Origin of the sequence: Kitasatospora sp. NPDC127067 (assembly GCF_042724755.1) — a bacterium.
GTDB classification, from domain to species: Bacteria; Actinomycetota; Actinomycetes; order Streptomycetales; family Streptomycetaceae; genus Kitasatospora; species Kitasatospora lactacystinica.
Genome location: NZ_JBHXEM010000017.1, coordinates 80,048 through 94,862 on the forward strand (window position 1 = coordinate 80,048; position 14,815 = coordinate 94,862).

A 14,815-nucleotide genomic window follows, 5' to 3' on the forward strand; every position below is an offset into this window, starting at 1 on the left:
GGCCAGGCCCAGCCCGCTACGCTGACCGTATGACGAGCGAGGAGCAGCCCACCCCCAGCGCCCCGGCCGCCAGAGCGGGGGTGTCCGACCTGCCCGAGGTCGCGCCCGCCGGGACTCCGGTGGACCGGGCCCGGGCGCTGCTGCGGACACGTGCCTACCGGCGCCTGTGGACCACCCAGCTGATCGGCGGCACTGCCGACCGGCTCGGTCTGCTGGTGCTGCTCGCGCTCACCGTGATCGCCGCCGCCCAGGGCGGCCGGTTCGGCAGCCTGCCGCGCAGCCTCGCCTTCGCCCTCGCCGCGGTCCTCGCGATCCGGGTGCTGGCGACCGGCCTGGTCGGCGTCGCACTGCTCGGCCCGGTGCACCGGCTGGTCACCGGCCGACTGGACCGGCGCTGGACGCTCTTCGGCGCCGACGTACTGCGCGCCCTGCTGATCGGCCTCGCCCCCTGGTGGAGCGTCTGGCTGGGCTCCGCCGCCGAGCCCTCCGGGGCCGCCACCTACGCCCTGCTCGCCACCGTGTTCGTCACCGGTGCCGCCGAGCAGGTCCGGGGGATCGCCAAGACCGCCGCCGTTCCCGGCCTGCTGCCTCCGGCCAACCCGCACCTGCCGGTCGCCGAGCAGCGCCCGGCCGCGGCCAACCTGGAGAGCGTCCGGAGCATCGACCGCTTCACCGGCTGGGTGACCGTGCCGCTCGGCGCGCTCGGGCTGGTGGCCTTCACCCTGCTCAACAACATCGGCGCGGCCCTCGGCTCCGACTGGCTCCGCGCCCACCAGCTCACCTTCGCGGCGCTCGGCGCGGCCGGGCTGTTCGCCGCCGCGGCGGTCCGCGACCACCTCCAGCAGCTGCCCGGCGGCCCGGTGTCCGTCGCCCCGGCTTCGCCGCTCCAGGGCCTGCGCGCCCCGACCGACGCCGCCCCCGGCCCCGCGCTGAGCAAGGGCCGCACCGGCGGCGCCCCGTACTTCACCTTCGCCGTCGCGGCCGGCTACGCCGCGATGGCGGGCGTCGCCGCGCTCGCGCTGCTCACCGCCGCCGAGCACCGCGCCGGGCCCATCGGCTACGGCCTGCTGGTGCTCGCCGCCGCCGGGACGCCCGCCCTGGGCGCCCGGCTCACCCGGGCCACGCTGCCCTCGCTGTCCCGCCGCCGGCTGCTCGCGCTGGCGCTGCTCACCCAGGGCGTCGCACTGATCCTGGCCGGGCTGGTGCTGGACTTCGTGCTGGTCCTGCTGCTCACCGTGCTGGCCGGGCTGGCCGCCGGGATCGTGATCTCGGCCGGACGCACCCTGCTCGCCCAGGAGGTCGAGGAGGCCCGGCTGCCGAAGGTCACCGAGCACCTGTTCGCGGTGCTCCGGACCGTGGTCGCCGCCGCGCTGGTCGTCGTCCCGCTGATCGCCGCCGCCTACGGGGACGTCGAGTACGGCACCGTCGAGCCCGGCTCCTTCACCTTCATCCACGGCGGCGCGGCCCTGGCCGTCGCCACCTCCGGGCTGCTCACGCTGGTGCTCGCCGCGGTCGTGCTGCTGCGCACCGACGACCGGCGCGGCACCGCGCCGTTCGTCCGGGACCTGGTGGACTCGGTGCGCGGCCCGGGCGGCCCGGCGCCGCGCCTCGGCGCGGGCACCGGCTTCTTCATCGCCCTGGAGGGCGGCGACGGCGCCGGCAAGTCCACCCAGGCCCAGGCGCTCGCCGAGTGGATCCGCGGCAAGGGGCACGAGGTCGTGCTCACCCGCGAGCCCGGCGGCAGCCCGGTCGGCCAGCGGCTGCGCGGACTCGTCCTGGACGTCGGCAACACCGGCCTGTCGCACCGCGCCGAGGCGCTGATCTACGCCGCCGACCGCGCCGAGCACGTCGAGAACGTCATCCGGCCGGCCCTCGCCCGCGGCGCCGTGGTGATCACCGACCGGTACATGGACTCCTCCATCGCCTACCAGGGCGCCGGTCGCGACCTGGCCGCGACCGAGGTCGCCCGGATCTCCCGCTGGGCCACCGGCGGGCTGCTGCCCGACCTGACCGTCGTCCTGGACGTCGACCCGACCAAGGCCCGCGAGCGCTTCACCGAGGCGCTGGACCGGCTGGAGTCCGAGCCCACCGAGTTCCACCTGCGGGTCCGGGCCGGCTTCCTCGCCCTCGCCGCCGCCGACCCGGCGCGCTACCTGGTCGTGGACGGCAGCCAGGCCCCCGGCTTCGTCACCACCGCCATCCGGCACCGGCTCGACCGCGAGCTGCCGCTCTCCGAGCAGGAGAAGGCTGCCCGCGCCGAGCAGGAGCGGCTGGCCAAGGAGGAGGCCGAGCGCCGCGCCGCCGAGGAGGCCCGCAAGAAGGCCGAGGAGGAGGCCGCCGAGCGCAAGCGGCAGGAGGTGCTGGCGCAGCTGCGGGCCGAGCAGGCGGAGAAGGAGCGGCTGGCCGAGGAGGAGGCCGAGCGGGCCGCCGCCGAGGCCCGGCGCAAGGCCGAGGAGGAAGCGCGCCGCAGGGCCGAGGAGGAGGCCGCGCGTCGCGCCGAGCAGGAGGCCGAGCGCCGCAGGGCCGAGGAGGCCCGGCTGGCCGCCGAGGCCGCCGAGCGCAAGCGGATCGCCGACGAGGCGGCCGCCCAGGCCGAGCTCCAGCGGCAGCGCGAGCTGGCCCGCGAGGAACAGCGCCGCCGGGCGGAGGAGGCGCTCCAGCGGGCCGAGGAGGCGCGGCTGGCGCAGGCCGCCGCGCTCGCGGTCGCGGCTGCGGCGGCGGAGTCCGCGGAGGGCCGGGCCGAGGCGCGGCCGGGTTCGGGTTCGGCGTCCGACGCGGGTTCGGCGTCCGACGTGGGTTCGGCGTCGGGTTCGGGTTCGGGTTCGGTGGTCGGGGAGTCGGCTGCGGAGACGACCACGGAGCTGCGGGCGGTCCGGGACGTCCCGAAGGGCGCCCCGCGGGACGCGGCGCAGTCGGCGGCGCAGGCTCCGGTGGGCGGGCTCGGGGACGAGGCGACGCGCGAGCTCTCGCCGCGGGACCGGCAGGCGGCCGTCCGGGCTGCTGAGGCCGCCGAGGCCCGCAAGGCCGCGGAGGCCGCCGAGGCGCGCCGGGCGGCCGGCGGAACCGCCGGTACGGTCGACGAGACCGCCAAGCTGCCGGTGGTGCCGGCCTCGGCGGTGGACGAGACGGCCGTGCTGCCGAGGGTCCCGGCGGAGGCCGACCGGACCGAGGTGCTGCCGCGGATCGAGCCGGGCCGCACCGAGGAGCGTGCCGAAGGCCGTACCGGAGGCCGCACCGAGGGCCGGCCGGCGCAGGGGCCGCGGCGCGCGGAGCCGGTGGACAGCACCCGCGAGCTGCCGGTGGTCGACGCCGGGCCGACGGCCGAGCGGTCGCAGCCCGGTGCCGAGCGGCCGAGGCCGGAGTGGGCCGAGGAGACGCCGCTGGACGACCTGCCGAGCCTCACCGACACCCTGCTGGGCTCGCACGACGAGTGGACGCGCTGGGAGCACGGCGGTCAGGGCCAGGGCGCTCCGTACGGCGGCCCGCAGGGCGGCGCGGAGCGGCCCGAGGGCCGCGGGGACGCACAGGACAAGGGCGACGGCACGGGTGACGGCAAGGGCGACGGCAAGGGCAAGGGCCGTCGCTGGGGCCGCCGGGGCTGACCGGACACGTGTGGGCGGCGCCGTCGGGGCAGGTCCCCGGCGGCGCCGCCGCGTTCCGTAGGGCCGCCTCCTCGCCCCGCCGTGACCCGGACGGAGCAGTGGGTGTCGGAGCGGAGACGTATGCTCGACGGCGGGGAAGAGGCGCCACGAGCGCTGCCGTACTGAGCTTGGGAGCAGCAGTGGCCGTCTGGGACGACCTGGTGGGCCAGGAGCGGGTGGTCGAGCAGCTGACCGCCGCCGCCCGGGCGGCCGGGGCGACGATCGAGGCCGGTCGCGGGACCGCCCCGGTCGAGGGCGCGAACGCCTCCCTCATGACGCACGCGTGGCTGTTCACCGGCCCGCCCGGCGCCGGGCAGGTCACCGCCGCGCGCGCCTTCGCCGCCGCCCTCCAGTGCACCAGCCCCGACCTCGCGCTCGGCGGCACGCCCGGCTGCGGGTTCTGCGACGGCTGCCACACCGTGCTGGCCGGCAGCCACGCCGACGTGAAGTACGTCCGTACCGACGGCCTCTCCATCGGCGTCGGCGACATGCGCGACCTGGTCATGCGCGCCTCCAGCTACCCGACCGGCGGCCGCTGGTCGGTGATCCTGGTGGACGCCGCCCACCGGCTCACCGAGGCCGCCGCGAACGCGCTGCTCAAGGGCGTGGAGGAACCCTCCCCGCGCACCGTCTGGCTGCTGTGCGCCCCCTCCGTCCAGGACGTGCTGCCGACCATCCGCTCACGCTGTCGCCTGCTGGTGCTGCGCACCCCCGCGGCCGAGGCGGTCGCCGACACGCTGGTCCGCCGTGACGGCGTCGACCCGGAGACCGCCCGGCTCGCCGCGCTGGCCGGGCAGGGCGACATCGAGCGCTCGCGTCGCCTCGCCGTCGACGAACAGGCCCGCACCCGCCGGACGGAGGTGCTGCGCATCCCGCTGGAGGTGGGAGACATCGGCGGCTGCCTGACCGCCGCCCAGCGCCTGGTCGACACCGCCAAGGCCGACGCCGAGGCGCTCGCCGAGACCCAGGACGCCAAGGAGACGGACGACCTCAAGGCCGCCTACGGCGCCTACGAGGGCGGCAAGGTGCCGCGCGGCATGGCCGGCGCGGTCAAGGAGCTGGAGAAGCGGCAGAAGAGCCGGGCCACCCGTACCCGCCGGGAGACCCTCGGCGTCGCCCTGCTCGACCTGCTCGGCTTCTACCGGGACGTGCTCGCCATCCAGCTCGGCTCCACCGGCGCGCTCGCCAACGAGGACCAGCGGCAGGCGCTGAACCGGGTGGCCCAGGCCGGGCCGGCGGAGAGCACGCTGCGGCGGATCGAGGCGGTGCTGGCCTGCCGTCAGGCGCTGGACCGCAACGTCGACCCGCTGCTCGCGGTCGAGGCGATGACGGTGGCGCTGCGCGCGGGCTGAGCGCGGGCTGAGCGCCGATCGGGGATTGCCGATCGGGGGCGGTCCCGTCCGGGGCCGTCCGGCTCCGGGCCCTCGGGCCCTCGGGCCGTCCGCCCGGGCGTCGCTCCGGCGGGCGTCGGCTGTACGCCTCCCGGAGCCGGTGCGCCATCCCACCTTCGAGTGAACGAGCGACACTCGCCGGGCACACCGTCGTGTGACCGTCCACCCGTTGTGCACGCTGGGGGCCGACTGCGCCCGCTGCCGGGGCGGTCGCCTTCCGTGCGCGCCGGGTCCGGTTCGGCGCGACCCCCTCCAGAGGTGGTGCGTCCCGTGGTTCGTTCGCTCCTCGTCATCCCCTTGCTGGCCGCCGCCCTCGGCGGTATCTGGCTGGCCCGTGGCGCCCAACACCGCTGGCGCGACCTGCGCGCCGCCGAGACCTACGAGCTGGCCGGCGACCGCTGGCCGATGCTGCTGCGGGCGGCCGGGGCGATGGTCTGCGGGGTGTGCGTCACCGCGCTGACGGTGCTCACCACGCTGGGCGCCTTCGGCGGTCTCGGCAGGGGCACCCAGGAGCCGGACCGGGCGGAGCCGGTCGTGGACGCGGCGGGCTCGGCTCCGGGCACGGACACGGGTGCCGGGACCGGTTCGGGGACGGTGGTCCGGCAGCAGCAGGCGGTGCCGCCCGCGGTCGCCGAGTCGGCCGCCGCCCCCGCTGCCCCCGACCCCGCTGCCCCCGCCGCCGTCGCGGCTGCCGCGGCCCCCGCCGTGGTCAGCCGCTTCGACAGCGTCGGCCACCCCGGCGGGGGCGAGCTGCTCCAGTCCGCCGTACTGGGCCCCGACGGCCACCCCCGCAACATCCGGGTCTGGCTTCCGCCGCAGTACGCCAAGGAGCCGAACGCCCGCTTCCCGGTCGTCGTGATGCAGGCCGCCACGCCCCAGAAGACCGCCGACGCCGAGGTCCCGGACGTCTTCGAGGGCATCGGGGCGGCCCTCCAGACCGGCAAGTCCCACCCGTTCATCCTGGTCGCCCCCGAGGCGCCGAACGGCACCGCCCACCCCTGCGAACTGGTCGCCGCCGCCCCGGCCGCCGTCGCCGACGACGCGACGCTGCGCACCACCATCGCGACCTCCTTCCGCACCCTGCCGCCCGGCCCGGCCTCCTGGGGCACCCTCGGCGTCGAGGCCGGAGCGCCCTGCGCGGCCGCCGCCGGGCTCTCCCGGCCCGACCTGTACGGCGCGGCGGCGGCGGTCTCCGGCCGGTACGACGCCACCGCGCTCACCCAGACCGGTGCCGAGGCCCCGGCCGGCAGCGCCGCCAAGCTGCTGCTGGCCGCCGCCAAGGGCGACTCCGCCGGGCTGGACGCGGCCCGCAAGCTCCAGGCCGCACTGAAGGCCGGCCCCGGAGCGGCCGCCAAGGCCGAGGTGCGGATCTCGGACAACGTGCAGGACTTCACCCCCGACCGGGAGCGGCTGCGGCTGGTCCGTCAGGCGGCGCAGTTCCTGGCCGAGGCGCTGGCCAGGGCGTCCTGAGGGCAGGTCCGGCGGCACTACGCTGCCCGGTACCCCGGAGCGGGTGCCGGGCAGCGGCGTTTCCTCCGGGGTGCTCCGAGGGTTGTTCCCACTGCGGGTGTTCCTCCGGTGTTCCCCCGGTGTTCCTTCGGTTCTTCCACGTGCTGGTCGGTTGCGGAGAGGTGGCGGATGAGGGCCTTCGAGCGGGCACAGGCGCAGGCGCAGGCATCGGTGGGGGCATCGGCGCGGGCACGGGTGCTGGCCGCGGCGCTGGTCGTCGTCGGGCTGCTGGCGGGCGGTTGCAGCGCGGATCCGGCCGGGGCACCGGCGGCCCCCTCCCCGGACCCGGCCGCCTCCGGCACGTCCTCGGCCCCGGCGGCCGCGAGGGCCGGAACCACCCCGCTGGAGCCGCTGCCCGCCGCCGTCCCGGCCGCGCTCGCGCCGTACTACGCGCAACGTCCGGTCTGGCAGCCCTGCGACAGCGGGTTCGAGTGCACGACGTTCCGGGTGCCGCTGGACTACGACCACCCGGGGAACGGGGACCTCACCCTCGCGGCCGCCCGGGCCGCGGCGGAACCGGCGGGCACCGGGAGTGCTTCCTCCGACCCGTCCGCCCCCGCCCCCGCCTCCGCCCCCGCCTCCGCCCCCGCCTCCGCCTCTGCCGCCTCCGCTTCCCAGGGCACGCGGCTCGGCTCCCTCCTGCTCAACCCGGGCGGGCCCGGCGGCTCCGCGATCGAGTACCTGGAGGCCGCCGCCCGCACGTACGACCACGGGGTGCGGGCCCGCTACGACCTGGTCGGCCTCGACCCGCGCGGGGTGGGCCGCAGCAGCCCCGTCAGCTGCCTGAGCGGCGACCGGATGGACGCCTACACCGCCGTCGGCCTGACGCCCGGCGACCAGGGCGGGGTCGACGCGCTGGTCGCGGCCGACAAGGAGTTCGCCGAGGGCTGCCGGACGCAGGCCGGGGCGGCGCTCGGCCACCTCAGCACCGTCGAGGCCGCCCGCGACATGGACGTGCTGCGCGCCCTGCTCGGCGACGAGAAGCTGAACTTCGTCGGCAAGTCCTATGGCACCTTCCTCGGCGCGACCTACGCCGGGCTGTTCCCGAGCCGGGTCGGGCGGCTGGTGCTGGACGGCGCGATGGACCCGTCGCTCGACTCCGTCGCCGGCAACCGCACCCAGGCGGGCGGCTTCGAGATCGCCTGGGCCGCCTTCGCGCAGGACTGCGCCAAGCGCGAGGACTGCCCGCTCGGCCGTACCGAGCAGCAGGTCGGCGACCGGCTCACCGCCCTGCTCGGCGGGGTCCGCACCACCCCGCTGCCCACCACCGACGCCGGCCGTCGGCTCACCGGGTCCCAGGCGACCACCGGCGTCATCCAGGCCATGTACGCCGACTTCCTCTGGTCCAAGCTGCGCGCCGCGCTCACCGAAGCCGAGGCCGGCGACGGCACCGGGCTGCTGAAGCTCTCCGACGACTACTACGGGCGCGAGTCGGACGGCTCGTACCCCAACCTGATGTTCGCCAACATTGCGGTGAACTGCCTCGACCTGCCCGCCCCGTTCCACGGCCCGGAGGACGTCCAGCGGGCGGCACCGGAGTTCGAGCGGGTCTCGCCGCACTTCGGGCGCGACATGGCCTGGATGGCTCTGACCTGCGCCTACTGGCCGGTCCGGGCCACCGGTGCGGCGCACACCGTCCGGGCCGCCGGCGCCGCCCCGATCGTCGTCATCGGCACCACCCGCGACCCGGCCACCCCGTACGCCTGGGCGCAGTCGCTGGCCGGCCAGCTGGAGTCCGGCCGCCTGCTCACCTTCGACGGCGACGGCCACACCGCGTACGGCCGGCACAGCACCTGCGTGGACGGCTCGGTGAACCGCTTCCTGCTGACCGGGGAGGCCCCGGAGCAGGGCAAGCGCTGCGAGCGGTAGGGCGGGCCGGGCGCCGGCCGACCGACAGGTGGTTTTCACTTCAACCGATTACCGGTACGACGTTACGATGAGCGCCCCCCTGCCACCCTCCCCTGCACCGGAGCTCATCGTGCTCGGAGTCAACGACCTGGCGACGTACGTCCTCGGCGCCCTCGTCATCATCCTGCTGCCTGGCCCCAACTCCCTGTACGTCCTGTCCGTCGCGGCCCGCAAGGGCATCCGCACCGGCTACCGGGCCGCGGCCGGCGTCTTCATCGGCGACCTCACCCTGATCAGCCTCACCTCGCTGGGCGCGGCCTCCCTGCTCAAGGCCAACCCGGCCGTCTTCGCCGTGGTCAAGTTCGGCGGCGCCGCCTACCTCCTCTGGATCGGCTACGGCATGCTCCGCGCCGCCCGCCAACTCTGGCGCGAACGCCGCGCCGCGGCCGACCCCACCACCGAGCAGACCCCCGAGACCACCGAGAACCCCTTCCGCCGCGCCCTGGTGATCAGCCTCCTCAACCCGAAGGCCATCCTCTTCCTGCTCTCCTTCTTCACCCAATTCGTCGACACCTCCTACGGACAGCCCGCCCTCTCCTTCGCCCTCCTCGGCGGCATCCTCCAGACCTTCAGCTTCCTCTACCTCTCCCTCCTGATCTTCGCGGGCACCACCCTCGCCACCGCCTTCCGCCGCCGCAAGCGCCTCTCCGCCACCCTCACCAGCGGCGTCGCCGTCCTCTTCGCCGGCTTCGCCGCCAAACTCGCCGTCTCCTCCGCCTGACCCCCGCCCCGGATACCGGGTAACGGATCACCCGCGAACCTGTGTAGACTGGCCCGCGTTGCCGCCACACACGGCGACGGTGCCGCCTTAGCTCAGCTGGCCAGAGCAACGCACTCGTAATGCGTAGGTCGCGGGTTCGAATCCCGCAGGCGGCTCTGTAGAAGCCCCAGGACTCACTCGCCGTGACCTGGGGCTTTTGCCTTTCCTCGACCTGCGGGCAGGTGTCGGCGACGCGCGGCAGGATCGCTCGCGTGAGCGATGCGTGAGCGCGGGTGTTGATCCCGCCTCGGTCCTTGCTCCTCGGCCCCGGCCTTCCCGGCTTCGCCCCCGGTCCGGACGGCTCGCTTCGGTGCGGATCCGCAGCGGCGATCACGTGCCGCAGCGTGCGCGGAGTCGGCCGCGACGAAGCGCAGGAGCGTGCCCAAGGCCGGCACCTCGGCCTGTTCGCAGCTGGTAGGGTGCGGCATCTGATTGGTCGCAAGCCCGGGGGGCCTGGTGCAGATCACTCTTCGTTTGGTGGACGCGCGCTCCGATGAGTTGGGCGCGCTGGAGAAGTGGCTCAAGTCCGAGCGTGATCTGCGTCGTGTGGTCATCCGGCGCGAACACGCGGCCACCCTTCCAGGCGACATGGGAGTGCTTGCGGACTGTCTGCGCTTCGCCATCGATGCGGGACTGGTCGGAGTGCTGGCACAGTCGGTGATCGACTACTGGCGGTCGAAGGCCGCCTCCCGTCCGGCCGAGGACAGGCCGATGCTGGTCATCGAACGCGTGGACGCTCCCGACGGCACGCGGACCATCACCATCGAGGCGCGTGACCCCGAAACTGCCGAGGCGGTGCTCCGCGAACTGCCGCGTTCTCTCGGCAGTTCATGAACGCCGAGCCGCCTGCTGGAGAGAAGTCACGCGCCGTCCTCATCTCGTCCCGCATCTTCACCGACAGTACGTTCGCCGAGCTCGAGGCGGTTGAGCGAACAGTCGAGAAGGTGAGCGAGCAACTGCGTGATCCTGCTGTGTGGGGGCTCAGGCTCGATCACTGCCAGGAGATCTTGACGCACAAGAGCAACCCCGCCGAAATCCTCTCGGTCGTCCAGGCGGCGTCCCAGGCGGCGGAGGAGTGCTTCGTCCTCTACTTCGCGGGTCACGGTGTCGAGGAAGGCGGGCAACTCCTGTTGCCACTGACGCATTCCCGAGCCGACATGCCGAGCACCATGTTGGCGTTCGCCGACCTGATGAATGCAGTGGGTAGCGGGCCCGCGCCGATCAAACTCGTACTTCTCGACTGCTGCCATGCCGGGCTGGCCATGGACGTCCTGCCCTTCGAGCAACACGTTGCCGGTGAGGCACCCGAGGGCTGCTACGTCCTCGCCGCCTGCGAAGCCAACCGAACGGCAAAGTCACCCGAGGACAACGAGTTCACGGCTTTCGGCCAGGCCCTCATCACGTGCCTGGTGGCTGGTGGGCCGCCCACTGAGCAGTTCTGGACACCGCGGCAACTGTTGGCGCATGTCGACAAGTGGCTCACCAGCCGTGGTTACCCGCGACCGGTCACCAATGACTCGCGGGTGGGTGAACTGCCCTGGGTGAGGAACCGGCGGTTCGTTAAGCCGTTCGAGGCGGCCGGCTATCAAGCGCCTGCGCCGGACAGTGGCAGTGGGACGCCGGCGCAACCTGAGAAGATCCAGTACCTCGGCCCGGACCCGTTGCCGCTGCCGATCCCTTTCCTGGGGCGCGACGCATTGCTGGGTGAGGCGCGCCAAATGGTGCGCATGGGGCAGGTCCTTCCCGTGATGGGACGGGCGCAGGTGGGCAAGTCGGCGCTTCTCACCTCGCTTCTCGCCAAGGCCGACCTGCTGCCCGCGGGTTCCCTCCCGCCCGTGGTACTCGAGATCGAGCCCAGTGCGGCGGCCGAGAGCCCGCTGATGGAGGCGATCACCAGAGCGCTGCACCAGACGCTGGACGACAGCGAATTCATGGTTGCGGCCAAGCGTACGACCGATGGCCTTCTCGACCTCGTTCTGCCTCGTCAGGTCAAGGGCAGGAGTCTCATTCTTGTCATCAAGGCGTGTCGCATCGACTTGAATCGCCCGGAACTCCGCGAAGAGCTGGACGAGCTGCTGAGGCAGGAGGTCTTCAAGCGCGCTGCGGTCATCGTGGAGACCACCGAAACCGTTGAGATCGACGGTGGAAGCCACCGGCCGAGGCCCCTCGTCGTACCTGCGCTGGCCACATCGGACGCTCTCGCGTTGATCGGCGACTGGCTCGCCGACGAGAATCTCGTGACCGATGTCAACGGCCTGGATCTGGTGGGCTATGACGAGATAGTGCGTCGCCCCGGGGTCATCGAACGCGCCGTCCGCCTGGTCTGTCGAATTCACCGCAAGGACGATTACGACAGTTTCCTCGCGGGATTCGACGCCCGTTCCCGGGCGGCGGTGGAGATCGGGCCTGAAGAGTTCGAAGAAGCTCTGATGGAGGCCGCAGAGCCGACCATCGCGAGCGTACTGGACAGGGCCTGGTCCACCGCGACAGGAATGGACCGCACCAAAGGCCAGGCCCTCCTCACCGTGTGGGGAGTCATCGACGAACTGCCACTCCCGGTGGTCGCGCTCCGGGGCATGGGGTTGCCGGACAGTGTGTTGCGGGTGCTTTTCAACGAAGGAATTCTCATCCCTTCGCGTCCCGCCGCCGACTCGGGACCTCCAGCCGGGGATTCCCCCCGGCTGGAGGTCAGCCCGGTCAGTCGAGAGGCGCTCAGGAACGACCTCCTGCGTACGATCCGGTCCACCGCTGACATGGCGGCGGGCGCCGGCGGGGAGCGCCCGTGCGACGTTGTCGACCGGAACCTGATCGCTGCCGGGCGCCTGCTGGCCAACACGGTGCTGCCGAGCGGGGAGACGGAGGGGGAGTCGGAGGCAGTGCCTCGTGTGATCGAGGCACTGCGTCGGGCCGTGGGATGGATCGACCGCCATGTCCCGGACGCGCTGCCCGGGTTGCGCGCGCGACTCGGCCTCTACGTCAACGGCGACTCCGCGGACGCGGTCCTTCTGCCGGTGGCGCAGACGATCGGTTCTGTTCCGCTGACGGAGCCGGCGAACACCTCGCCGGAGACGGTCTCGCGGACTGGCGCGGAGAGTGAGCGATCGGCTGCCCGGAATGCTGTGACGAACGATGCAGAACCCGGCAACGGCGCTGTGCGGCGATGGGAGTTGATCGACGAACTGTACGCGGCGGCGGGACGCCTCAACCTGGCCTCCCGGGCGTCGGTGCAGGAGCCGGATGCAGCCGCGACCTTCCTGTCCGCGTTCGAGTACGCCGTATCGCTCTTGGAGGCGTGCGGTGAAGCCGCCCCGTGGCGTGTGCTTCGTTCTGTCGACCAGTGCGGCTTCCACGGGGCGCGCCGCCATCGCGCGCTTGCCCAGGTAGCCCCCGCCCGTGAACGGTTGACGCGACAGCTGGCGGCCCTCCACGAAGGTCCTGCCAACGGCTCGCTGAACCGTCTGCTGTGGTCGACATCCTGGATCCTGAACACGGCTGCTGCCCAGATTTCGGCAGACGTCAGCGCCGATGCCTCTGACAGTCTCGAACTGGCGGAGCAACTGCTCGAGGTTTTTCCTCTGGCGCAGGACTCGCGGGCCCGCCAGACCCGGAACTGGTTCCTCTACAGGTTGGCAGGACTCCGCCGTGCGACGGCGACGACGGCGGACGAGCGACGGACAGCAGTGCGTTTCGCCTATGAACTCGCGAACGAGAACACCCGTTTGGCAAGCGTGGTCCCGGAGCGGCAGCAGCAGTGGACACACAATCTTCTGGCAAGCGGGTACATGTACGCACAGGAGACGAGGGGGGACGGAGAGCGGCTGGAGCTGGCCCAGGAGACGCTGTCGGCACTTGAGGAGGCGTGGGGTTCCAGGGACGACTGGCCGGTGCCACTGGTGGTCGAGGCGGCCGGATTCCTGCGCAGGGTCCACGAGCGGCACGCGGACCTGGAGTTGCAGTACGCGGGTGCCCGGGAGGTTCTCGCTCTACTGAACGGCCGGGCCGGAAGCCTTGCCGATCGGGAGGGGCCCAGTGCCACCATGCCGGTGGACCACATGGTCGAACTGGCCGAGGCCAACGCGTTCCTGGCCTATGTCTACCGTGAGCGCAACGATCACGCGTCGGCCCGGCACAGCCTCCAACAGGGTGTACGCATGGCCCGGATCGCCGTGCGGTCCTTCCCCACCGGACGTACCTACATGACGTGGCTCCGGCTGCTCCGCACGAAGCAGGCCTGGTCCGGGGGCGGTCGTGGACGGATGCTGCTTCCGGAGCACGCCAAGGCCGTCGAAGAGGTCCGTCGGTGGCTCGACAGTGGTGAGGAGGTCCGGGCCGGGAATCAGTCATTGGCCCTGCTGCACTTGTGGTGCTTGGACAGCGATTGGCAGCGGGAAGGGACCCTGGTGGTCGCGGCGCAGGCCGTACCCGTGCACAACACGGGCTGGAACACCGGCCGTTCCTTGCAGCAGGTGCGAGCCGACCAGGTTCACCGTGGGCGCTGGAACGCTCTGATGGCGCATGAGCGGGTGTACGGACCGACCTGGGCGCTGTACGAGGCCCGCATCAGGATCACTCGTGAGTACCAACGCTGGACCGCGATCTACAGCAGGCGCCCGCAGGAGGTCGATCACGGACCGGTTTGGGAACTGCTGGACAGGGCCGGGCAGTTGTTTCCGCGGAACCTGGACGTCATGAGGTCCCGTGCGTCCTACCACCGATACATCTGGGAGTACGGCGAGGCGGCTCGACTCCACGCCGAGGCGGCTCGGCAGGAGCGGGACGGGGACCGTTGGCGCCGTGGACTGATCGAGGCGTCCGAGTGTCTGTTGAGACAGGCGATCTATGAAAAGGGGATCTCCTCCGCGGCGCGCGAGTCGGCCTTGTGCGCGGCTTCGGACTACCTGCAGGAGGTCTCCGAACTCCACACACAGGCCCCCCGGGTGTCGCTGCTGTCCGCTCGGATCGCCCTCGAGTTGGGCAGGCCGGTGGACTGGGACCTGGCCGACTCCAAGTTTGCCGAGCTGATCGGTGACGACTACGTCGGAAACGTGGGGCGCTACCTCAACGAACGTCGGGATCGGACGGCCGCGGACATCGACAGCGGCCCCGCGGCGGACTCCATTGAATGGGAGCATGCGGCAGCGCCCCAGGACGCACTTGTGGTGGATGATCTCCTTGAAGAGCACTTCACCGACGTTGAAGTCCTGATGTCTCTGGGGAGTCTCTACCTGCGGCGTTCCATCTTGAACGCGGAGCAGGATCCGGAAGCAGCCCGGTCCAGCGCCTGGCGCGCCTACAACTGCTTCGACGGACGCAGGGTCATGGAAGCAGCCGTCAACGGTCAGGAGAAGGTCGACACCGCCTTCATGCGCGGTCAGACCATCGCATGGGCGGCCGAACTCGCCGGCTCCACGGACCCCTTTCCCCGAGACAGCGGATGGCAGCGCGGGTGGCTGGATCTCGCGGAGTCTCGACTGCAGTCTGCCCGCAGTCGAAGTGCGGGCGGCTTCCACGAGTTGGTCTGCACGTGGGACAGCCGGTTGCGGGCGCTGAAAGCCGGGCTGCGGGAAAAATGACGCACGGTCATCGGTCGAGTGCCGGTGCTGAGT

At 72.8% G+C, this 14,815-nt stretch carries 7 protein-coding genes and 1 tRNA gene; all 8 read left to right on the forward strand.

Annotated elements, in window-relative coordinates:
* The first annotated feature begins 29 nt into the window (after positions 1 to 29).
* The 8 genes from tmk to ACFWJ4_RS10345 all read left to right on the forward strand — a co-directional run bounded on the left by tmk (position 30) and on the right by ACFWJ4_RS10345 (position 14,782).
* Positions 30 to 3,602 (forward strand): dTMP kinase, encoded by a 3,573-nt coding sequence (tmk, locus tag ACFWJ4_RS10310; RefSeq protein WP_380541550.1) that lies wholly within the window; start codon positions 30 to 32, stop codon positions 3,600 to 3,602.
* A gap of 179 nt (positions 3,603 to 3,781) precedes the next feature.
* Positions 3,782 to 4,993, forward strand: coding sequence for a DNA polymerase III subunit delta' (locus ACFWJ4_RS10315; protein WP_380541612.1), 1,212 nt, complete (start codon positions 3,782 to 3,784; stop codon positions 4,991 to 4,993).
* Positions 4,994 to 5,302: 309 nt separating this feature from the next.
* Positions 5,303 to 6,502: a hypothetical protein gene (locus tag ACFWJ4_RS10320; protein WP_380541553.1), complete on the forward strand. Its 1,200-nt coding sequence runs from the start codon at positions 5,303 to 5,305 to the stop codon at positions 6,500 to 6,502.
* 168 nt (positions 6,503 to 6,670) lie between these two features.
* Positions 6,671 to 8,410, forward strand: a complete 1,740-nt coding sequence (locus tag ACFWJ4_RS10325; RefSeq protein WP_380541556.1) for an alpha/beta hydrolase — start codon at positions 6,671 to 6,673, stop codon at positions 8,408 to 8,410.
* Between the two features lie 109 nt (positions 8,411 to 8,519).
* Positions 8,520 to 9,170: a leucine efflux protein LeuE gene (gene leuE, locus ACFWJ4_RS10330; RefSeq protein WP_380541615.1), complete on the forward strand. Its 651-nt coding sequence runs from the start codon at positions 8,520 to 8,522 to the stop codon at positions 9,168 to 9,170.
* Between the two features lie 81 nt (positions 9,171 to 9,251).
* Positions 9,252 to 9,325, forward strand: a tRNA-Thr gene (locus tag ACFWJ4_RS10335).
* Between the two features lie 361 nt (positions 9,326 to 9,686).
* A complete protein-coding gene (locus ACFWJ4_RS10340; RefSeq protein ID WP_380541559.1) occupies positions 9,687 to 10,043 on the forward strand; it encodes a hypothetical protein in 357 nt (118 codons plus the stop codon).
* Positions 10,040 to 14,782 carry a caspase family protein gene (locus ACFWJ4_RS10345; RefSeq protein ID WP_380541562.1) on the forward strand — a complete coding sequence of 1,581 codons (4,743 nt, stop codon included), beginning with the start codon at positions 10,040 to 10,042 and terminating at the stop codon, positions 14,780 to 14,782. Before ACFWJ4_RS10340 ends, ACFWJ4_RS10345 begins: the two co-directional genes overlap by 4 nt.
* Positions 14,783 to 14,815 lie beyond the last annotated feature (33 nt).